At 67.4% G+C, this 22,619-nt stretch carries 18 protein-coding genes and 1 pseudogene; 8 read left to right on the top strand and 11 right to left on the bottom strand.

Going from position 1 to position 22,619, the window contains the following annotated elements:
• Positions 1 to 11 precede the first annotated feature (11 nt).
• Both ACQVDU_RS03585 and ACQVDU_RS03580 read right to left on the bottom strand, forming a co-directional pair.
• A complete protein-coding gene (locus ACQVDU_RS03585) occupies positions 12 to 1,478 on the bottom strand; it encodes a hypothetical protein (RefSeq protein ID WP_300591507.1) in 1,467 nt (488 codons plus the stop codon).
• Between the two features lie 5 nt (positions 1,479 to 1,483).
• Entirely contained in the window at positions 1,484 to 1,864 is a 381-nt protein-coding gene (locus tag ACQVDU_RS03580; RefSeq protein WP_300591508.1) for a restriction endonuclease, read from the bottom strand.
• A 30-nt stretch (positions 1,865 to 1,894) separates the two neighbouring features.
• On the opposite strand from ACQVDU_RS03580, the pseudogene ACQVDU_RS03575 reads away from it, so the two are divergent.
• The 3 genes and pseudogenes from ACQVDU_RS03575 to ACQVDU_RS03565 all read left to right on the top strand — a co-directional run.
• Positions 1,895 to 2,773, top strand: a pseudogene (locus ACQVDU_RS03575) (ATP-binding protein); the annotation flags it as partial.
• Position 2,774: 1 nt separating this feature from the next.
• Positions 2,775 to 3,365 carry a hypothetical protein gene (locus ACQVDU_RS03570; protein WP_300591509.1) on the top strand — a complete coding sequence of 197 codons (591 nt, stop codon included), beginning with the start codon at positions 2,775 to 2,777 and terminating at the stop codon, positions 3,363 to 3,365.
• Entirely contained in the window at positions 3,362 to 5,173 is a 1,812-nt protein-coding gene (locus ACQVDU_RS03565; RefSeq protein ID WP_443476261.1) for a type IV secretory system conjugative DNA transfer family protein, read from the top strand. The genes ACQVDU_RS03570 and ACQVDU_RS03565 overlap by 4 nt, the downstream gene beginning before the upstream one ends.
• 11 nt (positions 5,174 to 5,184) lie before the next feature.
• On the opposite strand, the gene ACQVDU_RS03560 is transcribed toward ACQVDU_RS03565, so the two are convergent.
• The 4 genes from ACQVDU_RS03560 to cmtR form a co-directional block, all read right to left on the bottom strand.
• Entirely contained in the window at positions 5,185 to 5,535 is a 351-nt protein-coding gene (locus ACQVDU_RS03560) for a hypothetical protein (protein ID WP_138172282.1), read from the bottom strand.
• Positions 5,536 to 5,657: 122 nt separating this feature from the next.
• On the bottom strand, positions 5,658 to 6,206 hold the full coding sequence (locus ACQVDU_RS03555) for a signal peptidase II (protein ID WP_102209671.1): 549 nt from the start codon (positions 6,204 to 6,206) through the stop codon (positions 5,658 to 5,660).
• Between the two features lie 47 nt (positions 6,207 to 6,253).
• Positions 6,254 to 8,155 carry a heavy metal translocating P-type ATPase gene (locus tag ACQVDU_RS03550; RefSeq protein WP_228162905.1) on the bottom strand — a complete coding sequence of 634 codons (1,902 nt, stop codon included), beginning with the start codon at positions 8,153 to 8,155 and terminating at the stop codon, positions 6,254 to 6,256.
• Positions 8,152 to 8,511: a Cd(II)/Pb(II)-sensing metalloregulatory transcriptional regulator CmtR gene (gene cmtR, locus ACQVDU_RS03545; RefSeq protein WP_045246602.1), complete on the bottom strand. Its 360-nt coding sequence runs from the start codon at positions 8,509 to 8,511 to the stop codon at positions 8,152 to 8,154. Before cmtR ends, ACQVDU_RS03550 begins: the two co-directional genes overlap by 4 nt.
• Positions 8,512 to 8,782: 271 nt before the next feature.
• Here cmtR and ACQVDU_RS03540 point away from each other — a divergent pair, with 271 nt between their 5' ends.
• From ACQVDU_RS03540 to ACQVDU_RS03520, 5 genes are all read left to right on the top strand, one after another.
• Entirely contained in the window at positions 8,783 to 9,223 is a 441-nt protein-coding gene (locus ACQVDU_RS03540; RefSeq protein WP_048809344.1) for a single-stranded DNA-binding protein, read from the top strand.
• A gap of 9 nt (positions 9,224 to 9,232) precedes the next feature.
• The gene (locus tag ACQVDU_RS03535) at positions 9,233 to 9,847 is read left to right on the top strand and encodes a hypothetical protein (RefSeq protein ID WP_102209673.1); all 615 of its coding nucleotides are present in this window, start codon (positions 9,233 to 9,235) and stop codon (positions 9,845 to 9,847) included.
• A 138-nt stretch (positions 9,848 to 9,985) separates the two neighbouring features.
• Positions 9,986 to 10,510, top strand: a complete 525-nt coding sequence (locus tag ACQVDU_RS03530) for a hypothetical protein (protein ID WP_045246583.1) — start codon at positions 9,986 to 9,988, stop codon at positions 10,508 to 10,510.
• 71 nt (positions 10,511 to 10,581) lie between these two features.
• The gene (locus tag ACQVDU_RS03525; protein ID WP_443476260.1) at positions 10,582 to 15,069 is read left to right on the top strand and encodes a helicase-related protein; all 4,488 of its coding nucleotides are present in this window, start codon (positions 10,582 to 10,584) and stop codon (positions 15,067 to 15,069) included.
• A 536-nt stretch (positions 15,070 to 15,605) separates the two neighbouring features.
• Positions 15,606 to 16,700 (top strand): DNA-processing protein DprA, encoded by a 1,095-nt coding sequence (locus tag ACQVDU_RS03520; protein WP_292709449.1) that lies wholly within the window; start codon positions 15,606 to 15,608, stop codon positions 16,698 to 16,700.
• 1 nt (position 16,701) lies between these two features.
• Here ACQVDU_RS03520 and ACQVDU_RS03515 read toward each other — a convergent pair whose 3' ends face one another.
• The 5 genes from ACQVDU_RS03515 to ACQVDU_RS03495 all read right to left on the bottom strand — a co-directional run bounded on the left by ACQVDU_RS03515 (position 16,702) and on the right by ACQVDU_RS03495 (position 22,611).
• Entirely contained in the window at positions 16,702 to 17,382 is a 681-nt protein-coding gene (locus ACQVDU_RS03515) for a hypothetical protein (protein WP_292709447.1), read from the bottom strand.
• Positions 17,348 to 17,713: a helix-turn-helix domain-containing protein gene (locus ACQVDU_RS03510; protein ID WP_211255132.1), complete on the bottom strand. Its 366-nt coding sequence runs from the start codon at positions 17,711 to 17,713 to the stop codon at positions 17,348 to 17,350. Before ACQVDU_RS03510 ends, ACQVDU_RS03515 begins: the two co-directional genes overlap by 35 nt.
• A gap of 75 nt (positions 17,714 to 17,788) precedes the next feature.
• A complete protein-coding gene (locus tag ACQVDU_RS03505) occupies positions 17,789 to 19,111 on the bottom strand; it encodes a site-specific integrase (RefSeq protein WP_443476259.1) in 1,323 nt (440 codons plus the stop codon).
• On the bottom strand, positions 19,111 to 19,335 hold the full coding sequence (locus ACQVDU_RS03500) for a helix-turn-helix transcriptional regulator (RefSeq protein WP_443476258.1): 225 nt from the start codon (positions 19,333 to 19,335) through the stop codon (positions 19,111 to 19,113). Before ACQVDU_RS03500 ends, ACQVDU_RS03505 begins: the two co-directional genes overlap by 1 nt.
• Positions 19,336 to 19,617: 282 nt before the next feature.
• Positions 19,618 to 22,611 carry a bifunctional [glutamine synthetase] adenylyltransferase/[glutamine synthetase]-adenylyl-L-tyrosine phosphorylase gene (locus tag ACQVDU_RS03495; RefSeq protein ID WP_443476257.1) on the bottom strand — a complete coding sequence of 998 codons (2,994 nt, stop codon included), beginning with the start codon at positions 22,609 to 22,611 and terminating at the stop codon, positions 19,618 to 19,620.
• Positions 22,612 to 22,619 lie beyond the last annotated feature (8 nt).

Below are 22,619 nucleotides of genomic sequence, written 5' to 3'. Positions count from 1 at the left end.
GCTGAACCGCCTTATGCCTTCGAGCCCGAGGGCTTGTTGTCGGCGCGCGCGTCGATGACGACGATGGACTTCTCGCCGCGGAGATCCAGCTCCTTCAGGACGGAATCGACCTTCGCCACGTCCGCCTCCGTGTAGCAGACGATCATCTTGACCGAGCTGCGCGTGCCGTTCGCCTTCTCGTAGACCTCGACCTGGTTCTGGAGGTTCCGCTTCAGTTGGCTGTTGCTGGCGAGCTTGATCTCGATCAGCGACTTGTCGACGGCTCCTTTGCTCACTTTGAAGTCCACGGGACCGCGCCCGTTGTTGACCTCGCGGTTCACGTCGAACTCGCTGCCGAAGAAAATGAGGCCGAAGAAGAGCTGGACCTCCTTCTCCGTGGCGAGGGGGCGTTCCTGGCCGGGCTTGTTGAGGAGCCGGTGGCCGTCCTGGTTCTCGACGTACTTCTTGAATCCGTTGGCGCGGGTCAGCGCCTCGTCGTAGCTGGTGACCGGCGTCAGGTACAGCGAGGTGTTGGTGCGGATGTCTTCGACGACTTTCTGCACCATCTGCACGAGGATCTCGAAGACCTCCTGCCGCCGTCTTGCGCTGAGGCCGACTGCCTGCTCCCCGGTTTCCTCCTTCTGGCGGATGTAGTAGTCGATGACCTCGGGAAACTGGAGGATCGCCGCAGCCGCCAGGTCCGAGTACTCCTTCTTGGTGGGCTTGTCGCTCAGCTTCTTGAAGAGGTAGTTGTTGACCTGCGCGCGAAGCTGGTCATCTTCGATGGCGTCGGGGATGCTGCTGAATTCGCGCACCAGGTCGGAACGACTGATCCAGGTGTCGTCCTTGGTGAGCATGTCGGCCGGGGTGAGCAGAACGTAGTCCCCGCGGAGCGCGGGCAGTTCGTATTGGCGCGATTCCCAGATCTCGGTCTCGTAGTTGAAGACCGCGCGGGCGACCGAGAATGTGCCGCGCCGGTCGGCCGACAGATGCGCCTGAGCGAACGCCTGCGTGTACTCCAGCAGGTAACCCTTGATGAGGTTCGTGGTGAAGTCGCTGATGTTGTCGCGCCCGACGCCTTCTTTGATGAGCGCGAGCTTCTCCAGGTGGGCACCCTTGGTGATCGACTCCGACCCGAACCCTTTCAGGATCGAGCCGAGAGAGCTGTGCAGTGCGCGGGCGAAGTCCTTGCCGAGTCCACTCCCCGAGTTGCCGAGGACGGTGAATCCGAGCCAGTTCTGCTTCACCTCCTGGAACATGTACCAGGCCTTGATGAGCCCCGGATCGAGATCGGGGATGGCCCGGTCGCGGAGGAATACGAGGTAGCGGATCATTCCGTCGTGGAGATCGCGGTACTCCTGCTTCTTGCTGTTGAAGAGCAGGAAGGGGTCGACGAAGAGTGGTAGGTCGGAGGCGAGGCTGACATCGAACGCGCCGTAGTCCTCCAGCACCTTAGGCGATACCCCGAAGTGCTGGGAGAAGTACAGCTCGATGACCATCCGGCTCACGCTCCAACGAGTTGCAGCAGATGGTCGTAACTCGTCACGCCGTGGTACCTGACGCCCGGCGTACCGGCTACCTGGTCGAGCTTCTCGAAGAGCTTGTTGGCGCAGTCGATCTTCGCCTTCTCAGCGCCGCGCAGTTCGAGCGATGAAAGGGAGAACTTCGTTTCGGCGACGAAGTAGACGTGCTTGACTGCCCCTTCCTGGAAGGCGATTGCCCAATCAGGGTTGTAATCATCGAGCGGAGTCGGAATCTTGAAGCCGCGCGGGAGCTTCGTGAAGACGGATACCTCTTCGCTGATATCGAGTGCCGCACCGAACTCACGCTCGACCTGCGAGTCGTCGAGGACGTACTCGTAGACGTTCTTGTTCGGAGTATGCACGGCCTTCGAGAGATCCTGTGCGGTCTGATTCTCGGTGAAGGGCACCGGCCTTCGGGCCTCAGCGATGCCGAGTGGCAGAGCCAGGTCACCTCACGGCGACGCGACCTGATCGGCGCGCTCGCCGAGACCGTCCTCGACCGCGGCCTCACCCCGCTGGAGCACACCGCCGTCGACATCGCGCTCGCCGATGCGGTGCGCTCGGCCGATGTGCCGATCCTTCCGATGGTGGTCGACCGCATCCTCGCTCCGAACGCCGAGAACGACGATGGCAGGCTCGCCGAGGACGGCCGACTCGTCGGACACGCGCTTCGGAGACTCGTGGCCGGTGACTTGGCGGGACTGTTCGACGGCCCGAGCACCGTGCGCTTCGACCCGTCGCTGCCGATGGTGTCGCTAGACCTGTCGCGGGTTGCGGAGAACTCGACGCTCATCTCCGTGCTCATGACGTGTTCGTCGGCGTGGATGGAGTCGGCGCTGCTCGACCCGGCGGGCGGCCCGCGCTGGGTCGTGTACGACGAGGCGTGGCGGCTCATGTCGCATCCGGCGCTGCTGCGCCGGATGGATGCACAGTGGCGGCTCGCGCGGCACTACGGCATCGCCAACCTGCTCATTTTCCACAAGCTCAGCGACCTCGACAACGTAGGCGACCAGGGCTCGGCGATGCGCGCACTCGCCTCGTCCCTGCTCGCCAACGCCGAGACACGGGTGATCTACAGGCAGGAGAGCGATCAGCTCGGAGCGACTGCGCAGGCCCTCGGACTCACCGGAACTGAGCAGGGATTGCTGCCCGGCCTCGGCACCGGGCAGGGGCTCTGGAGGATCAAGAACCGCTCGTTCGTCGTCCAGCACCAGCTCCACCCTGCCGAACTTGCGATGTACGAGACAGGTCAGAAGGCCAGAGGAGCGTGAAATGTCCATCACCCTTTCGCGGCGACGCCGCGCTCGCTCAGAGAGCGCCGAGCAGGAGGACTCAGCCAACGTGCCGCCCGTGCTGCCGGTCGTGACGATGACCGTGCAGGCGGACGCGACGCTGCGCGTCGTGGTCGACGGGAAGCTGTTCGGTCCGCCGACGTTCGCTCCGCCGTGGCAGCGGCACTCGTTCGCGCAGATCATCAGCGAAGTGATCGAGCAGCGCCGCTCCCCAGTCCGCGTCGTGGTGCACGAACTCGATGGCACCATCTACACGGATATCGTGACCGCTCCACTGCACCCCGTGTCCCTCGACCAGTCCCCGCCCGCAGGACCGCGGGCCTCGGTCGAGGATGGCGACTCCGCGCGGGATGCGACGGAGCCTTCGCACCCGCGCGCACTCCAGAATGGCGAGGGCTTCGTACCAGGCGAGGATGTGGCCGTAGCGGTCATCGTCCGGCACGCCGCGGCAAGCGGCGACGGAGCGGCAAGGGCTCAGATCGAGCCGGGTCTGCTCGATCTGAGCCCCACGCACGAGGTCATCCTGCTCGGCCGCGTCTCGGGCACCTGCGTCATCGGACACCCGGCATGACCAGTTCGTCACCGCGAGCCAGGGCGTTCGGCGACGAGCTGACGAACCTCGCCCTCGGCGCGCTCATCGGTGCGATGCTGCTGGCCGGTGCGCTGCGCTTGGCCGGGAGCATCGCTGCGTTCGTCACAGTTGCGCCCCAGCCTGCGGCAGGTCTCGAAGCGGGAGTCGGCGTGGTCTTCCACCCCGATGACCCCGGCTCGGCACTCGGCTCCGCGTCACTCAGCCCGGTCGCCTACTGGATCACCGTCGCACTCCTGCTCACTGCCGTCGGAACGGCGACGTGGTTCATCTGGCGATGGGTGCGCGAGCTGGGCAAGCGGACCAAGGCCGACCCGAACCGGATCGAGGGAATCGCCGAGGGGCGCGATGTGCAGCGGGCCGCATCCGAACGCGACCTCCTGCGTCGAGCGAAGACCCTGCGCCCCTCGCTCACCGACCCGAAACCCGAGCAGGTCGGCTACCTCCTCGGCACTTCGCGCGGCAAGCGCGTGTGGACATCCGTGGAGGACTCGATCCTGCTGATCGGCCCGCCGAGATCCGGCAAGGGCGCGAACATCGTCATCAACACCATCCTCGACGCGCCCGGTGCGGTCATCACGACCTCGACCCGGCCAGACAACCTCACGGCGACGCTCCGCGCCCGCCAGTCGCACGGCGGCCCAGTCTCCGTGTTCGATCCCCAGCACCTCGCCGAGGGCGTGCCCGCGGGTCTGCGGTGGTCACCGATCCGCGGGTGCGAGGTGCCCCTGACCGCGATGATCCGCGGCACAGGTCTCGCCGCGGGAACCGGGCTCTCCGGCCCCTCTGTCGAGAACGGCGGATTCTGGGAAGGCAAGACGCGCACGGCGCTACAGGCGCTTCTGCACGCCGCGGCGCTCGATCACCGGCAACCCGCCGAGCTATTCCGCTGGACGCTCGACCCTGCGGCTGCGGCGGATGCCGTCTCCATTCTCGCGTCGCACCCCCACGCCGCGACCGGATGGGCCGAGTCGCTCGACGGGATGCTGCAATCCGACCCTCGCACCCGCGACTCCATTTGGCAGGGCGTCTCGCTCTCCCTCGCCTCGCTCGCCGACCCACGGGTGCTGGAGGCGGTCAGCCCCAGCGAGGACGAGCAGTTCGACCCCGAGGCGTTCCTGCGCGGGTCCGGCACGCTTTACCTGCTGGCGACAGGAGCCGGAGCGGGGGCGTCCTCGTCGCTCGTCGCGGCGTTCATCGAAGACCTCGTAGAGACGGCTCGGCGCATCGCCGCGCGCTCGCCGGGCGCGCGGCTCGATCCGCCTGTGCTGCTCGCGCTCGACGAGATCGGGAACCTCGCGCCTCTGCCTTCGCTTCCGGTCCTCATGGCGGAGGGCGGCGGCACCGGGCTCACGGTGATGCCCGTGTTCCAGTCGCTCGCCCAGGCGCGAGGTCGTTGGGGCGACGACGCCGCGACCGCGATGTGGGATGCGAGCATCACCAAGATCGTCCTCGGCGGCGGGACGGACACACGGCACCTCCAGGACATCTCCACACTGATCGGCGAACGCGACGAGACGACTGACTCCGTGACCATCGGGGAGCGCGGCTTGCGCTCGAACCAACGCTCGATCCGCCGCGTCCCGATCATGAAGGTCGAAGACATCCGCACCCTGCCCCAGTGCACCTCGCTCGTGTTGCTGCGCTCCGCGCCGCCGATCATCACGACCATGCGTTACTGGCTCCATCGGCCGGAAGCCGAGACGCTGCTCGCCCAGCGCGCCGAGGTCGAGGCGATCATGCGGCCGGGCACCGCAGGGATAGGTGAGGCAACAGTCACCGACGACTGACTGTGAGGAGGCTAGATCGGCCAGTCTTTGTGCAGCTGCGAGCCGATACCAAGCGAACTCAGGTCCGCGGTAACGGCAAGCCACAAGTCATTGAAGATCTGGTCGGCGTCGCCCGTCCAGTCGTTTGGAATCGGGGTCGGCGAATCGACGGTATACGAGACGACGTATCCCGGAGCCGAGTAGTCGTCCCAAGTCAGCGAGACGTTGAGCCTCGCGTTCTCCAGTTTCACGTCGTCATCACCGTCGCCGAATCTGTCGGCGACGTACTCATAGTCGTATGAGAACTGGTAGGAGTCATCCTGCTTCATCGAACGCAGGTACTCGTCTTCATCCTCGAACTCTTCGCCGGTCGAGTTGTTCACGAACGACACTGGACGACCTACCTCTCGCGTTTGTAGGGACCGCTCAGAAATGTCCATCTTCGCAGCGGCAGGACGCGGAAGTGACAGGCGGAATGTCCTCGAAAGCCGCCGCGAGCATGCTTCTAGATGTCTTTCGGAGTCGATCTGTGCTCGTCGGGCTGATGACTCGACCTTCTGCCCTTCGACTGCGAGACGTAGAGGAGTATGCCGAGGGCGACGCCGACACCGAGGATGACGTCGGCAAGGTTGCCGATGAACAGGTTGCCGTAGGCGAGGAAGTCGGTGACGTGGCCGCGACCGAATCCGGGTGGGGCGAGCAGGCGGTCCAGGAGGTTGCCGACCGCGCCGCCCCATAGCAGGCCAATCGCGACCGCCCACCCGGCGGTGCGGGCGCGCGTGGCGGCGATGAGCAGAGCCACGGATGCCGCGGCCGCGATGATGGTGAGCAGCCAGGTTGAGCCGGATCCGAGGGACATGACGGTGCCGGGGTTGAACGCGAGCTGCAAGCCGAGCCAGTCTCCGAGGAGTGGGATGCGGGCTTGTTCGCTGAGCCGTGAAAGGGCGAGTGCTTTGGTTCCCTGGTCGATCAGCACCGCCCCGGCAGCGACGGCGCACGCGATCAGGAATAGACGTGGTCGGACGCGCGAGCCAATAGGGCCGGCGGAATTCATTTTCACGGCATCCGCCCTTCCCTGCGCGAGGCCATGAACGAGACCGGTCATGCCTTCGTGCGCCGCGCCGCGCGGAGCCCGTTGAGGATCACAATGACCTCCGCGACTTCGTGCACCAGCACCACGGCGGCGAGGCCCAGAATGCCGGTGATCGCCAGCGGCAGCAGGATTGCGATGATCGCGATGGACAGCACAACGTTCTGGTTGATGATGCTGCGGCCGCGACGGGCGTGAGCGAGAGCCTGCGGGATGAGACGCAGGTCGTGGCCGGTGAACGCGACGTCGGCGGACTCGATCGCAGCATCCGCGCCCTTGGCCCCCATCGCGATCCCCAGGTCCGCGGCCGCGAGAGCGGGGGCGTCGTTGATGCCGTCCCCGATCATCGCGGTGGGCTGCGACTTCGACATTTCCGCGACAGCGGCGGCCTTGTCCTCGGGACGCAGTTCGGCGCGCACGTCGCTGATGCCGGCCTGTACGGCGAGGGCCGCGGCGGTGCGGGCATTGTCGCCGGTGAGCATCGTCACCCCGATCCCGCGCCGGTTCAGCGTGGCGATGACCTCAGGAACCTCAGGACGCAGCTCGTCCCGCACCCCGATCGCGCCGACTGGCTGGTCGTTGCGGTGGATGATGACAACGGTCATCCCCTCGGACTCCATCGCCTGCACTTCGTCGGCCAGCGTGCCAGCGTCTAGCCAACGTGGACTCCCTACGGCGAGACGAGCTCCGTCGAGGGTGCCGACAATGCCGTGGCCGGCGGTCTCGCGGACGTCTGTAGCGGCCGGAGCGCCGGGAACCGCGTTGGTGATCGCTGCGGCGAGGGGATGCGTGCTGTGGCCTTCCAGGCTCGCTGCCCATGCCAGCACACCATCCTGGGTCGCGCCGGTGGTGACGACATGGGTAACAGTGGGCTTGTTGCGGGTCAGAGTGCCGGTCTTGTCGACGGCGAGGTGGCGGATGCCACCGAATCGCTCGAACGCGGCACCGGACTTCACAACCACACCGAACTTTGACGCGGCGCCGATGGCAGATACGACGGTGACCGGGACAGCGATCGCCAGAGCACACGGCGACGCTGCGACCAGCACGACCAGAGCACGGGTGATCCACACCCCGGGGTCGCCGCTCAGCAGCGACCCGAGCACGCCGACCAGCACGGCGAGGATCATCACGCCGGGAACGAGGGGGCGGGCGATGCGGTCGGCCAGGCGGGCGCGGTCGCCCTTCTCGGCCTGCGCCTGCTCGACCAGTTCCACAATCGTGGTGAGCGAGTTGTCGGTGCCAGCGGCGGTGGCCTCGACCTCGAGGACGCCGGTGGTGTTGATCGACCCGGCCGACACGTCAATGCCGGGCTCGACCTCGACCGGGATCGACTCGCCTGTGATCGCGGACGTGTCCAGGCTGCTCCGCCCGGCACGCACGATGCCGTCTGTCGCGATCCGTTCGCCCGGCCGGACAACGAGCACATCGCCGACACGCAGCTCCTTCGCCTCCACCTCCGTGGTGGCGTCGCCGCCCTTGACGAGTGCGGTGTCGGGCACGAGCTTCAACAGTGCCCGCAGCCCTGCGCGGGCGCGGTCCATGGCCTTGTCTTCCAGCGCCTCCGCGATGGAGTACAAGAACGCGAGTGCGGCGGCCTCCTCGACGTAGCCGAGGATCACCGCCCCGGTGGCGCTGATCGTCATGAGCAGGCCGATACCGAGCTTGCCCTTGGTGAACAGTTTGCGCAGCGCGCCCGGCACGAACGTGTACGCGCCCAGCAGCAGACCGATCCAGAACAACACCAGACCCGCGGTCTCCGCGCCGGTCCACTCGCACACCAGACCGGCGGCGAACGCGACGCCGGAGGCGATCGGGATCAGAACGCTCGGGCTCCGATACCACGGCCGGTGATCGTCATCATCGTCGTCGAGGTCGACGTGTTCGGCTTGCGAGCCCGTGACCGCGCTCACGCCCGAACCTCCCCCGCCACGCAGCCCTCGACCCCGCAGTCCGGGTCCATGCATGGCACGCTCTCGTCGACCGCGAGCGTCACATCAACCAGCGCCGTCAGCGCGCGCGCGAGGTGCGGGTCTGCGACCTCGTACCGGGTCTGCCGGCCCTCGGGCTCAGCCACCACGATCCCGCACCCGCGCAGACACGTCAGATGGTTCGACACGTTCGAGCGGGACAGCCCCAAATCACGAGACAGCACCGCCGGATAACTCGGGCCGGTCAAGAGGGTCAGGAGGATCCGAGAGCGGGTCGGGTCGGCCATAGCTCGGCCGAGCCGGTTCATCACATCGAGTCGATCGGCAATAGTCAGCACATGCTGACTATACATCAGTGGCTGTACTCGGTCTCGCGCTTGCACCTTCGCTCTTCGACCCGCGATCCTCCCGGAAGATGTCCCGGATAGACATCTCGTGGACATTTCCTCCACGAAATGGACATTTCCGAAGAGTCCCTACAGCGTTCTCTGCCCAGGCGACGCTCGCCTCTCAGCCATGTCATCACAGTAGCCCGGGGCGCGGACGGTCGAGCTTGCGCACCTATCGGGTAGCAGTCCTCTCTCGGCAGGAGAAGTTAGGAGCATCCCGATGCGAACCAAAGAGTCCCTGTGGGGCTTCTTCGCCAGCGACCCGCAACTGTCCTTCAACGAGAAAGGAGAGGCGCGACTGTTCGCCTGGATCGGTCAGGAGCAGTTCGAGCGCAACCCGGACGGCTCGTTCACCCAGGGCGAGACGAAGTTCTACCCGTTCAAGATGTTCCGGAAGACCGCGGAGCACGCCTACGAGAAGTTCGCGCGCGGCGACACCTTCGTCGCCAGCGGGCACGTCCAGAAGTTCAGCTACGAGAAGAACGGCGAGACGATCAGCGGCGAGGAGTTCATCGCCACGCACATCGGCCCCGATGCCGCCCGCACGAGCTACGCCGTCGATCGCGGCCGCTCGCGCACGCAGCACGTCGAGAGCGCAGCCATCGAAGCGCCAGACCCGACCATCCCCCAGCAACCGTCACCCCGTCCGATGACGCTGTGAGGCCGCGTCATGACCACCGACGAGACGCTGTTCCCGCCCGATGACCCCGACTTCGATGTGCCTCCGCTCGAGGAACCGGAGCCCGAGCCGGTGACACCTTCGCCGAGGCCGGCCAAGGAGCCGGACGCCGAGGCGAAGGACACGCCGGAGCCGCCGCGCCCCGTCAACTGGAACATCCTGACCGCGGCCGAGGCGCAGGTGGAGTGGCTGGAGCTGAACGCCTTCGTGAACTGGCTGCGTCACGAGTTCGGCCTGAGCGTGAACGTCGTGCCGCCGTTCTGGCATCGGCACCCGGAGCTGGTGTGGCCGCTGTCGGCGCTGCGGCAGCACTACCTCAACGCCTACGACAAGAAGCAGCACGGCTCGGCACCGTTCGGCTGGTGGCGCGACTTCTGGGCGTTCGTGCCGCAGCTTCGGGACGCGGTGACCGCGTGCGGCACGAAGCTCAACACCGACCGTCCGACGCGGCAGGCGGTGTGGCCGGGCGAGGACGAGCATCCCATGCTGGTGGAGACGGTGATCCCCGACCGGGATGCCGACTTCACGCAGTTCGTCAAGGACGACGTGGCTCGCAGGCAGGCCATCGAGGACGAGTTCTACGCCCATCTCGCGGCGGAGCAGTAGGGCGCGGGCGGTGACGGCGAATGGCGCGGCAGCGATCCCGGAAGCCCTGGCCGGGGCAACTGGAGTTCGACCTGTGGGGGCTCGACGAGCCCGCCGCCGACACCGCGCTCGCCACCGCTCGCGAAACCGGGGCAGGCGATGAACAAGTACGGGCAGATGGCGCTGGAGCACTGGCAGGCGACAGCTCCGAGCCGAGTGGCGGAGCTGAGCGATCCGGCGACGTTCTTCGAGACGCTGGGCCTGGAGATGCAGGCGCAGGTGACGAACCTCGCGTCGATGCTGGCGGGCAGCGACCGGCAGGGGGAGACTTTCTTGCAGAAGGTCGCCCGGCTGACAGCGGCCCGGAGACAGGCGGAGGAGGTCGTGATGTCGCAACTGGCGTGGGTCACCGACCCGAGCCTGCCGCTGGATCAGGCACGGGAGGAATGGGAGCAGACCCGTCCCTCCGACGAGAACCTGGTCCTCTGGGCCGAGCGGATGCAGGACTGCCCGGATTCGATGCCCTCCTCCGTGGAGTTGGAGGAGATGGCGAAGACGTGGGCGCTGCCGGTCGAGTTCCTGCTGGAGCTCGTGGCGACGGAGCCCCCACGGGAGTACATGCGGGCGAACCGGGCGACGCTCGCCGAGGCGGCGACGATCCGCTTCTTCCGCGAGCTGCGGTAGCGCCTCGGTTCGTTCCCGCCTCGCAGGACGACCTTGGCCCCTCGGGCGCGAAGGCACGCTATCGGGCGAACGTGGAGGCGATCCACCTCATCCACGATCTGAACTCGACGGGTCGCCCCGCGTCTCCAGAGGGTCAGCGCGTGCTCGCCCGCTGGTCGAGCTGGGGCGCGATCCCCGAGGTCTTCGATGATCTGAAGCCCGAATGGGATGCCGAGCGCGCTGAGCTGCGCGAGCTGCTGAGCGACGACGAGTGGGATGCCGCCGCGCGCACGACGATCAACGCGCACTACACCGACCCGATGATCGCCCGGCAGGTGTGGCGGCTGCTGGACGGGCTGGGGTTCCGCGGCGGCGCGGTGCTGGAGCCCGGTTCCGGCGCGGGTACGTTCATCGGCCTCGCGCCGGCGTCGGCGCAGATGACCGGGGTGGAACTCGATCCACTGACGGCGGCGATCTGCGCCGAGCTGTACCCGCACGCGACCGTCCGCGCCGAGTCCTTCGCCGACACCCGACTGCCTGAAGGACACTTCGACGCAGCCATCGGCAACGTGCCGTTCAGCAGCGTCACTCTGCACGACCCGCTGCACAACGCGACCCGGCAGTCGATGCACAACCACTTCATCATCAAGTCGCTGCGCCTGACCCGGCCCGGCGGAATCGTCGCGGTGCTGACCTCGCACTTCACGATGGACGCGCAGAACCCCGGCGCGCGGCGGGAGATGAACGAGCTGGCCGACCTCGTGGGCGCGATCCGCCTGCCCACCGGGGCGCACCGCCGCGCCGCAGGGACGGAGGTGGTGACCGACCTGCTCGTGTTCCGGCGGCGACCGGAGGGCGAGCAGATGCGCGACGACGCCTGGGAGACGGTCGCGCAGGTGCCCATCGACGGCGTGCCGATGCGGATCAACCGCTACTTCGACGAGCACCCGGAGCAGATGCTCGGGGAGGTCGGCGTCGGCCACGGGATGTACGACGCGGCCACGCTCACCATCACGACCGATCTGGCTGACTTGGAGGCGGAACTCGCGGTCGCCGTCGACCAGATCGTGTTCTCCGCGCGCCGGGCCGGGCTGACGATGACCGAGCGCACCGCCGAGCAGCAGGCGCGCCGGGCAGCGTTCACCCCGTCGGCGCCGGAGCTATGGGACGGCAGCATCGTGGCGAGCGAGACCGGCGGCTTCCGCACCGTTGTCTCCGGCTCGCTGGAGCCGCTTGCGGTGCCGAAGTCCGCCGAGCGCGAGCTACGCGCACTGCTGCGTCTGCGCGACGGGGCATCCCGCCTGCTGACCGCGGAAGCGGCGAGCGTGGACGACACGCCTGACATCGTGCTCACCCGCACGACGCTGCGCCGCGACTACCTGAAGTACGTCGGCACCTACGGGGCGCTGAACCGCTACACGCTGCGCCCCACCGGGCGCACGAACGAGGACGGCGAGGAGACCTTCGCGCGCATCGTGCCGACACCGATCCGGCTGCTGCGCTCCGACCCGTTCGGTCCCCTGGTGCTCGCGCTGGAGCAGTTCGACGACGAGGATCAGTCCGCGTCGCCTGCCGCGATCATGAGCCACCGTGTGGTGGTGCCGCGCGCCGAGGTGCAGGGTGTCGACAGCCCGGCCGACGCCATAGCGGTCAGCCTCGACCGCACCGGCCGCATCGACATCACCCTCGTCGCCGATCTGCTCGGCATGAACGACCGCGAGGCGCGCGCGGCGCTGGGAACGCTCGTGTTCGCCGATCCGGTCACGAACCAGCTCACCCACGCGCCGGAGTATCTGTCGGGCGACGTGCGGGTCAAGCTCGAAGCGGCACGGCTCCGCGCCGAGGACGACCCGGAGTTCCAGGTCAACGTCGATGCGCTCGCTGAGGTGTTGCCCGCGCCGCTGGGCATCCAGGACATCCACGCGAAGCTCGGCGCCGTCTGGATCAGCGCCGACGTGCACGAGCAGTTCCTGCGTAGCACTCTGCGCGCGCCCGACGTTCGCGTGGAGAACCCGCTGCCAGGCATGTGGGAGATTCGCGGCGGTCGGCAGGGGCTGCCCTCCACCTCGGAATGGGGCACGCCCCGCCGCCCCGCGCCGGACATCGCACAGGCCGTCATGGAGCAGCGGACGATGCTCGTTTACGACGAGGAGAAGGACATCGACGGCAAGGTGCGTCGCGTGCTCAACCCCGTCGAGACCGCCGCAGCGCAGGAGAAGGCCGACGGCCTCCAAGAGCGGTTCAGCGAGTGGGTGTGGGAAGACCCGGCACGCGCGCAGGCGCTCGTGGACGAGTACAACCGGCGCTTCAACTCCATCGTGCTCCGTGACTACACGGATGCCGGGGCATATCTGTCGTTGCCCGGCCTGGCGTCGAACTTCGAGCCGCGCACGCACCAGCGAGCCGCTGTCGCGCGCATGGTGTCCGAGCCCGCCGCGGGCCTGTTCCACGAGGTCGGCGCGGGCAAGACCGCGGAAATGATTATGGGCGCGATGGAGATGCGCCGGATGGGGCTCATCGGCAAGCCCGTCGTGGTCGTGCCGAATCACATGCTGGAGCAGTTCGGGCGCGAGTGGCTCCAGATCTACCCGCGCGCCCGCGTGCTCGCGGCGTCGAGCCTCGACCTCACGGCAGACAAGCGGCGGCTGTTCGTCGCCCGCGCTGCCGCGAACGAGTGGGACGCGATCATCCTCACGCAGGGGGCGTTCGCCAAGATCCCGCTGCGCGCCGAGACGCAGCAGGAGTACATCCGCGGGCAGGTAGACGACGTGCGGCGAGTGCTGGGCGAGGCGACCGGCGAGCAGCGGATGAGCGTCAAGCGCATCCAGCGGAAGCTCCTGGCGATGGAGAACAAGCTCAAGGATCGGCTCGACTCCGACCGCGACCGCGGCGTCTGCTTCGAGGACACCGGCATTGATTACGTCATCGTCGACGAGATGCATATGTACAAGAATCTCGCCACCGAGTCGAACATCAGGGACGCGGCCATCGAGGGCTCGGATCGCGCGAGCGACCTGCACATGAAGCTCGAATACCTCCGCTCCGCGGGGCGCGAGCGGGTCGTGACCGCCGCGACCGCGACGCCCATCTCGAACTCGATCACCGAAACCTATGTCATGCAGCGATACCTGCGGCCCGACGTGCTGGAGTCGGCGGGTGTCGGCGCGTTCGATGCGTGGGCGGCAACGTTCGGCGAGCTGGTCACGCAGATGGAGATCTCGCCGACCGGCAGTACCTTCCGAATGAAGACCCGCTTCGCCCGGTTCCAGAACGGGCAGGAGCTGCTCCGGATGTGGTCGGTGTTCGCCGACGTGAAGACCGCTGAAGACCTCGACCTGCCCGTGCCCGCGCTCGTGCAGCGCGACGACGGCAGCCGCGCGCCCTCCACCGTGCCGGTGCAGCCGACCGTCGAGCTGGAACAGTACGTCGCATCCCTCGCCGAGCGCGCCGAGAAGGTCGCCACCCGCCAGGTGCGGCCCGACGAAGACAACATGCTCCTGATCGCCACCGACGGACGCAAGGCCGCGCTCGACATCCGCATGGTCATCTCCCGCGACCCGTCCGGGCCGAGCAAGGTCGACGTCGCCGCCGACGCGATCCACCGCATCTGGGAGCGCACCCGCGACAACGAGTACCTCGACACGGTGACCGGGCAACCCTCCACGGTGCGCGGGTCGCTCCAGCTCGTGTTCTCCGATATCGGCACCCCGAACCAGGACAGGTGGAACGCCTACGACGAGCTGCGGCAGCAGCTCGTGCAGCGCGGCATCCCCGCCGAGCAGGTCAGATACATGCACGAGGCGAAGACCGACGTGGAGAAGGCCCGCCTGTTCGCCGCAGCCCGTGCCGGCCACGTCGCCGTGCTCCTCGGATCGACGGAGAAGATGGGTGTCGGCACGAACGTCCAGGCCCGCGCCATCGCGCTGCACCATCTGGACTGCCCGTGGCGGCCCTCCGACATCGCGCAGCGCGACGGTCGCATCATGCGGCAGGGCAACCAGAACGAGGAAGTGGCGATCGTCCGCTACGTCACCGAGCGTTCCTTCGACTCCTACATGTGGCAGACCGTCGAGCGGAAGGCCGCGTCGTTCGCGCAGCTCCTGCGCGGCAAGATCAACGCCCGAGAGATCGAGGAGATCGACACCTCCGCGTTGTCCGCAGCAGAGGCCAAGGCAATCGCCTCCGGCAATCCGCTCCTGCTGGAGCACTCCGTCATCCTCAACGAGGTGAACCGGCTCCGCCGCCTCCAGCGCGCGCACGAGCGCAACGAGGACATGCTCGTCCACACCGGAAACCGCGCCCGGTCAGCCGCCGAGCGCGCCGCCGCGGACATTCGCGGGCTGGAAGCCGCTGCCCCGCGGATGATCGACACGAGCGGCGACAGGTTCCGCATCACGCTCGGCGCGCGCGACTACGACTCCCGCTCCGAAGCCGCCCACGCCCTCGCCGCATGGATGGGCGACTCGAGGCGCGGAAGTGGCTGCCGCGGTACGGGCACAAGGACTTCGGGATCATCGGCCGCATCTCAGGCTTCGACATCCACGTCGAGGCCCGCTCCGGGCTCGCCGCCCTCGATGTGACCCTCTCCCTGCCCGAGGTGCCCCGCTCGGGATTCACGCTGCCGAAGGAGTCATTCCTTGAAGCCGGGCTCGGGCTCGTGCAGCGCATCGAGAACCGCGTCAGCGGCATCCCCTCCCTTCTCGACCAGGCCCGCGAAGACCTGGAAGAAGCCGAGCAGACCGTCGCCGACACCCAGCAGCGCCTCGGCCAGCCCTTCCGCCACGCACAGACCCTCGCCGACGCCGAGGAAGACCTCGCCCGCGTCGAGTCCCAGCTCGCCGCGATGCAGGACGAGCCCCGCCCCGAGCCTGACTCACTCGAGTCAGTGCGCGTCGAGCTAACCATCGAGGCTGTGCGCGGCTACCAGCCGAACCTGGGGTCGCGGGAGGGAGCCGTCACGGTGACGGTCGAACCGTTCGACTCCAGCGATCCGACGCGACAACCCCCGAGCAGTACGCCGTCCCTGTAGCCGCCACTGCCGAGCCGCCTCCGGGCGGCACCACGGGTGCACCTCTCTCGTGAGGCCAGGTGCCTGGACAGCGGAGAGGACGCGAACATGGAGACGATCGAATCGCTCACCACCAATGAGCGGAGCGCCAGGATCGCGCTCGCCATCGCCTTCGAGCCGGGCGAGGCCACCACCGCCGCGGTGATAGCCGCGGTCGGGGCCCAGGAGACACTTCGCCTCCTCACCTCGACCGAGCCTGTCCCCGGCGTCGATACGGAGGCTGCCGCGCTCTGGCGAGACCTCGCCGCTCCCCGGCTCAGGCCCCAGGCGTTCCAGCAGGTCATCGACGCAACCCAGCGTCACCGCCTGCACGTCTCGATCCCCGGCGATCCCGAGTGGCCCGAGGGCTTCGCCATCGGCGGCGTCACCCCGCCGCTGGCGCTGTGGGTGCTCGGTGAGGTCGACACCCTCCGAACCCCCGTCCAGCGGCTCGTCACGCTCACGGGATCTCGCGCCGCGTCGAGCTACGGCGAGTTCGTCGCCGCCGAGCTTGCGACCGGAGCCGCTGAGCGCGGCGGCATCGTCGTCGGTGGAGGCGCCTACGGCGTCGAGGCCGCCGCCCACCGGGGCGCGCTCAACGCGGGCGGTAAGACCATCGCCGTCCTCGCTGGCGGCCTGGACAGGCCCTACCCGGCGGGCAATCAGCAGCTGTTCGAGCGCATCGCCGCGAACGGCGCTCTGCTCAGCGAGATCCCGCCCGGATGCGCGCCGACCAGGCTGCGCTTCGTGCAGCGCGCACGGCTACTCGCCGCACTCTCGGACACGAGCGTCATCGTCGAGGCAGGCGTCCGCTCTGGCTCGCTCCTGGTCGCCGCTCGCGCCGCCACCTTCGGCCGCGATGTCGGGGCTGTGCCTGGCCCGATCACGAGCGCCACCAGCTCAGGCCCACACGAACTGCTGTGCAGCGGGACAGCGCGGATCGTCACCGGAGCCCACGACATCCAGATGCCGGAACCCCCGGCCTCCGACGGCCTGAACGCACCCGGCGTCCAGACAAGCTGCACCGAGCTGACCGTCGAGACCGTGCGCACCTACGAGCCGAACCTGGGCTCGCGAGAGGGCACGGCACGGGAAGACGACTCCCCCGCCTTCGTCGCCGCGACGCCCGCGGCCACGCTGTCGGGCAACGCCCCGCGGCTGTAGCTCAGCGGCACTCCGGGCCGAGCCCGTCGATGACCGTGGCCGGATCCGCGACGATCCGCTCGCAGCGCAGGCAGCGCGTGCCGCGGAAGATCACCTCCGGCTCGCCGTGGATGCCGCGCTCGGGCTCGACCTCGTAGAGGTCAGCGTGTGTGGCGAATAGGCGCGGGTGGTTCTTGGCGATGGCGGCATGGAACTGCGCGGGCGTCGTCGGTGGACTCACCTGGAGTTCCACGAATCGCCGGATGACAAAGGTGTACGCCGCGCGCGTCAGACGCTCCGCAAGGAACAGGTCGGGGTTCACCGCCGAGATGCCGACGCTGGCAAGATCGGCCAGCCCGTAGTCGTCCACATCCTCGGTGACGATGAATCGCGCCCCGGCCGCTTCCGCGTCGGCAACGAGTTGGCGGTCCTTGGCGTCCGTGGCCTCGAACCGCCTCGCCACGTTCCCGGTAGGGGTCAACTCGCCGCCGTAGCGCCGCCGCAAGTCCACGGGCCGGGTCGCGTTCGGGCGCATGTGGCGGGCAGCCTCCGCCTCGGCGGTCGCGCTCCATCCCACGACGAACCCGCTGCGGCTCGCGCCGACCATCAACAGGGTGCGTGTGACGGGCTTGGCTACGACATTCGCATCGAGGAAGACGAAGGTCACGTCACCGGGTGCCGAAAAGGTCTTCCCGGAGGTCATCGCGCACCAGCTCGATCACGTCGCCCATCGCCTGGTCCCACCACCGCTGGTATTCCTCGTAGGGGATGCGGTTGCGGTTGCCGACCTTGACGGCGTGAATCTCCCCCGCCTTGATCTTGCGAGAGATAGTGGAGCGCGACACCCCGGTCAGCGATGCGACCTGCTCCGGGGTGAGCATCCGCTGCTTCGCCGTCAACGTGACGGTCTCGCCCTCGGAGGCCGCGCGCTGGACGTACTCCGCCACCTTCTCCAACCAGGCGGGGAGCTCCGAAGTCTCCCGCGCGCTGGCGCGCACGTCCTCGGGGTCGATCGTCAAGGGTGCCGGGGTCATGCTCACATCCTACCTCCACCTGCACAGTCAGCGAAGCGTATCTGTGCATCATCAGTTCTCCCTCTTCGCGGCAGTTCATGCGTCGATGCCCGCGAACACCTCGTCGAGCGCATCGGCCGCGACTTCGACGATGAGATCAGGGCGCTTCGCGTAGTGCCCCTCGGTGATCGCCGCGTCACTGTGCCCGAGCAGATCGCGTGCGACCTCGACGCCGGCCGTGTCCGATACCGCCGCAGCGACGGCCTTGCGGAGGCTACGGAAGGTGAGGTGCTCGGCATCGACCCCGATAGCCAGCAGCTCCGGCTCGAACTCGCGGCGGAACATCCGCAACAGTTCGCCGACCGCGCTGGGATCGCGCGGACGGCCGCGCTCGGTAGTGAACAGGACGTCGTCTGGATTCCGTTCGGGATCGGGAACGTGGCTCGCCACGAGTTCACTCAGAACCTTGGCTGCGAACTTCGGAACGCGAACCCAACGCTTCTGCCGCTCCGCCTTGGGCGAGTCCTGACGGAACAGACCGCGGGACTTCGTGCGAACCATCGTCCCGCCCACCCAGACGAGTGCCTCCATCGTCAGGCTTCCGTCCGGCTGCTCCACCGCCTCGAACCGCACGTCCTGGAACCGGATCGCAATCGGCTCCGCGGTCCTCTCGGAGGTGCCGAGCGTGATGAGGATGTAGTCGGCGAGCAGCTTGTAGTTGGGCCGACGGCCCACCGGATAGCGCGTCCGATGCCGCTCCGGCCACACGTCGCGGATGAGATGGAGGACGTACTTTACCGGCACCGCGTCGAGTTCGAAGTACACCGTGTCCGGCTCATCCGCTCGCCTGGTCGCACGGATCGGGTTCGCCACAACGACCGCTCCATACCGCGTCTGCTGGATCGACCCGGCAGCCGAGAAGTGCCCTTGCTGGATCGCCCAGTCGAACATGAGCGACATCACGTTCCGCACCTTGTTCGCGGTCGTCACCGACTTCTCTCGTGCGATGTCCATGAGCAGACCGTCGGCGCGGTCGGCGGTGATGTCGGCAATGGGGATGGCACCGGCACGCGGGATGACATGCGCTCGGACCACCGATGCGTAGCCATCGACCGTCTGCTCGCGGCGCTGGCGCAGCACCCGTGGATCGTCGTCGTGATACGCCGTCTTCAGCCACGTCGTCGCCAGCTCTGCGACGGTCATGAACTGCGTTCGTCGCGCCAGGACTCGACCGACAGCGACATCAGCCGCCTCCTGCAACGCGGCCAGCGCCTCGGCCTCGGTCGCTCCGCTGCCGCTCGGACGGCGCTCATGCCCGTTGCCGTCATAGACCCGTCCTCGCGCGATGACGAGACCGCTCGGCTCGACGGTGTAGGTCACCTTGCCGAGTTCGCCGAGTGCGCGCTTCGGCCGCGCCATCAGTCGCCCGCCCTGTCCGTCGGGGCCACGATCCGCCCGGCGATGAACGCTTCGACATCCTCATCGCGGTAGCGGACGTTGTGCGACGAGAGTGCGACGAACGGCAATCCGAGACCTCGGCTGCGCGCAAGCTCGGTCCGCCAGTCAGCGAGCGTCCTGATCGGGATGCCCGTGTACTCTGCAAGCTCCTGCGGAGTCCAGAGGCGGGGGCGGTCGTCGCTCATACCAATGAGGTAGGCGGCACCACCCGTCGTCCTCCAGCGAACCCCGTAGGACGGCCAAGAATCCGCAAAACGGACAGGTTCTCGGACAGCGGCAGCAGCGACCCACCCCATGCTTAACATCGCACTTCCCTGTATTCACAGGGGAGTACGATCCTGTGGGACACCCTCCGGTTCTCAGATCCTCAAGCCGAGCTGTACTTCGGCGTCTGAGACCCGGTACGACGAAAGCCCCGCATCCGATTGGATGCGGGGCTTTCGCGTGAACTGACATCGCCCGCCGACTCAGCCGTAAAAGTACTTCTCGAACACCCGCCTGGCACGCCGGGTCGCACCCAAATAGTCCTCTTCCACCTGGGATGCCGAGTGGGGCGGATACTCAAGCAGGCGCGCGAGGCCGTCGAGCTTCTGTCGGTCGCTGGGCAGGACATCGCTCGTCTGCGCTGAAAGCAGCGTGTTCGCAGACCGCAGCCGACTCGCGAGCACCCAGGCGTGTCGCAGGCGATCTGCAGCGCTCACGGGAAGGAGACCATGCGTCACGAGGGCGTCCAGTGCGCGCAGTGTTGATGTCGTGCGGAGATCGGGCACCGCGTGCGCGTGCTGAAGCTGGAGAAGCTGCACGAGCCATTCGACGTCGCTGAGAGAACCAGGACCGAGCTTGAGATGGCGAGCCGGATCGATCCCCTGCGGGAGCCGCTCGTTCTCGACGCGGGCTTTGATGCGCTTGATCTCTCGCAAACCGTTCTCATCGGCTCGCTCGGGATAGCGGACTGTGTCGGCGAGCTCCGTGAAGGCACCGATGAGCTTCACACTGCCTGCCACACCCCGCGCGCGAAGGAGCGCCTGCGCCTCCCAGGAGAGTGACCACCGCTGGTAGTAAGCCGCGTAGGAATCCAGAGACCGGACCATGGGGCCCGACCTCCCCTCGGGTCGAAGGTCGGCATCCAGGTCGAGCGGGAGCCTCAGGTCCTCCGAGTGCTGACGAAGACCTGCAACAAGCGCGCCGGCCAGCTGCGCAGCACGGCTCTCGTCCACGCCGTTGGCGCGGTAGACATAGAGAACGTCGGCGTCCGAGCCGAAACCGAGTTCCGACCCGCCGAAGCGGCCCATAGCAATGACCGAGAAGTCAAGGGCGTCGTCCTCGGGAGGCACGACGTCGCGGCGTACTGCCCGGAGTGTCGCCTGGATCGTCACCTCGGCGATCGTCGTCAACGCCTCGGCGATCTCGTCTATGGACAGGATGCCAAGAACCCCGCCCATTGCGGTGCGCAGCACCTCCCGTCGACGCAATGCCCGCACCGCCCGAGCTGCATCCTCGATAGAAGTGTGGCGAGTTTGAATGGCCCGCGCTTCTTCTTGCAGCGCCACGCCTGATCGCGGTCTCAGCTGGTCTTCGCCGTCCAGCCAGGCTGCCGATTCCGGAATCCATTCGACGAGCTCTCCGACGTATCGCGAACCGGAGAGCACACGCGTCAGGCGTTCAGCCGCACCCGTGGAGTCCCGCAGCATTCGAAGGAACCACGGAGTATCGCCGAGACGCTCACTCAGGCGTCTGAACGAGATCAGACCGTAATCGGGATCGACGCCGTCGGCGAACCAACGAATCATCACAGGCATGAGGTGGCGCTGGATTGTCGCCTTTCGACTGAGCCCTGTCGTGAGCGCGCGGATGTGGCGAAGAGCGCCAGGCGGATCGCGGAAGCCGATCGCCGCGAGCCGATCATGGGCCTGGTCCTCGGACAGGGCGCGCTCTTCGGCGGGTAGTGCTGCTACGGCCGACAGCAACGGCCGGTAGAACAGCCGCACGTGAATATCGCGGACTTCCCGTTTGATCGATTCCCACTGAGTGACGAGATCTGCGCCGGTATCCGCGAGACCGGACGAACGCGCCAAGACCCGCAACTCGTCGAGATCAGTCGGCATGAGGTGCGTGCGTGAGAGCCGACGCAACTGCAGACGGTGCTCGAGGAGCCGTAACAGCCGGTAGTCGCGCGCGAATGCTGCAGCATCCGTGCGCCCGATGTGCCCCTCGGTCACCAGCGCATCGATCGCCGCGAGCGTGCCCCGTTGCCTGATCGCCTCGTCGCTCACGCCATGCACCAGCTGCAGCAACTGCACAGTGAACTCCACGTCGCGGATGCCACCCGGACCAAGCTTGATCTGCTGGGCCACCTCGTCGGGCGGGATGTGGTCTGTGACGCGCTCGCGCATCCGCTGAACGCTGTCGACGAAGTTCTCGCGTGTGGCGCTCGCCCACACACGCGGCCGGACTGCGTCGATGTACGCATCTCCGAGGGCTCTATTGCCCGCGATGGGCCGCGCCTTCAGAAGTGCCTGGAACTCCCAGCTCTTCGCCCAGCGCTCGTAATAGGCAACGTGCGATTCGAGCGTGCGCACGAGAGCTCCCTGTTTGCCCTCGGGTCGCAGGTTCGGATCGACCTCCCACAGCGGCGGCTCGATCTCGACACCAGAGATGCCTCGCATGGTCTGGACGGCCAGTCGGGTGCCGATGTCGACGGCGCGGGCCTCGGAGACAAGGGACTCGTCATCCGTTCCCGCAACGAAAATCACGTCTACGTCAGAGACATAGTTCAGTTCGCGGGCCCCGCACTTGCCCATCCCGATGATCGCGAACTGCGTCGCATCGACCTGCTCGCGCGAGAACTGGCCAGCGGGTCCCCCCGTCGAGATGCGGGTCCTGGCGATGCACAGGGATGCCTCGAGAGCTGCGCCCGCAGCGTCGGCGAGTGCAGCAGACACAGTGTCCAGGACTGCCTCCGGGGCAACGTGCGACAGGTCGAACAGCGCAATTCGGGCCAGTTCCGTCCGATACGCAATCCGCAGCCGAACCCAGGCAGCCTCGGACCCGTCGTCGGCAAACCCTCCCTCCACCCCGACTGCACTTAGGAGAGCCTCACGAAGCTCGGCTTCATTGGGCAGGCTGTCAGCCCCTCCCTCAAGCTGCACGATTTCGCGCGGATGCCTGCCGTAGAACTCCCCGAAGCCTCGTGAAGCCCCGAGCAGCAACCACAGGTGGGCCCAGCGTCGCTCATCGAGCGCCGCTACCCGGAGGGCGTCACAATCACGACGCGCAACCCGGAGAAGAGCCTGCAGCGCCGCGTCGGGGTCGGCAGCGTTTGTCGCAGGAGCCGCGATCTGGGCTCGGTCGATCCCGAGCGACCCAGCAAGTTCCGTGAGGCCAGCATCAGCCTGAGCGAGCTCGCTGAAGCCCACGCGCGCGAGCTCCGTCAGACCCGTGGTCCGTTCGGTGGATGCCATCGGCGGTC

Origin of the sequence: Microbacterium sp. F2 (genome assembly GCF_052274505.1) — a bacterium.
In the GTDB taxonomy this organism is placed as follows: Bacteria; Actinomycetota; Actinomycetes; order Actinomycetales; family Microbacteriaceae; genus Microbacterium.
This window is presented reverse-complemented; position numbering and strand designations above follow the sequence as displayed.

What these genes read in the sequence shown, in the direction of transcription:
- ACQVDU_RS03495 (WP_443476257.1), bottom strand. Translation starts at nt 22,611, where the DNA reads ATGGCATCCACCGAACGGACCACGGGTCTGACGGAGCTCGCGCGCGTG.
- ACQVDU_RS03565 (WP_443476261.1), top strand. Translation starts at nt 3,362, where the DNA reads ATGACCAGTTCGTCACCGCGAGCCAGGGCGTTCGGCGACGAGCTGACG.
- ACQVDU_RS03585 (WP_300591507.1), bottom strand. Translation starts at nt 1,478, where the DNA reads ATGGTCATCGAGCTGTACTTCTCCCAGCACTTCGGGGTATCGCCTAAG.
- ACQVDU_RS03555 (WP_102209671.1), bottom strand. Translation starts at nt 6,206, where the DNA reads ATGAATTCCGCCGGCCCTATTGGCTCGCGCGTCCGACCACGTCTATTC.
- ACQVDU_RS03510 (WP_211255132.1), bottom strand. Translation starts at nt 17,713, where the DNA reads ATGACCCCGGCACCCTTGACGATCGACCCCGAGGACGTGCGCGCCAGC.
- ACQVDU_RS03500 (WP_443476258.1), bottom strand. Translation starts at nt 19,335, where the DNA reads ATGAGCGACGACCGCCCCCGCCTCTGGACTCCGCAGGAGCTTGCAGAG.
- ACQVDU_RS03515 (WP_292709447.1), bottom strand. Translation starts at nt 17,382, where the DNA reads ATGACCTCCGGGAAGACCTTTTCGGCACCCGGTGACGTGACCTTCGTC.
- ACQVDU_RS03530 (WP_045246583.1), top strand. Translation starts at nt 9,986, where the DNA reads ATGAACAAGTACGGGCAGATGGCGCTGGAGCACTGGCAGGCGACAGCT.
- ACQVDU_RS03520 (WP_292709449.1), top strand. Translation starts at nt 15,606, where the DNA reads ATGGAGACGATCGAATCGCTCACCACCAATGAGCGGAGCGCCAGGATC.
- ACQVDU_RS03540 (WP_048809344.1), top strand. Translation starts at nt 8,783, where the DNA reads ATGCGAACCAAAGAGTCCCTGTGGGGCTTCTTCGCCAGCGACCCGCAA.
- ACQVDU_RS03535 (WP_102209673.1), top strand. Translation starts at nt 9,233, where the DNA reads ATGACCACCGACGAGACGCTGTTCCCGCCCGATGACCCCGACTTCGAT.
- ACQVDU_RS03505 (WP_443476259.1), bottom strand. Translation starts at nt 19,111, where the DNA reads ATGGCGCGGCCGAAGCGCGCACTCGGCGAACTCGGCAAGGTGACCTAC.
- ACQVDU_RS03570 (WP_300591509.1), top strand. Translation starts at nt 2,775, where the DNA reads ATGTCCATCACCCTTTCGCGGCGACGCCGCGCTCGCTCAGAGAGCGCC.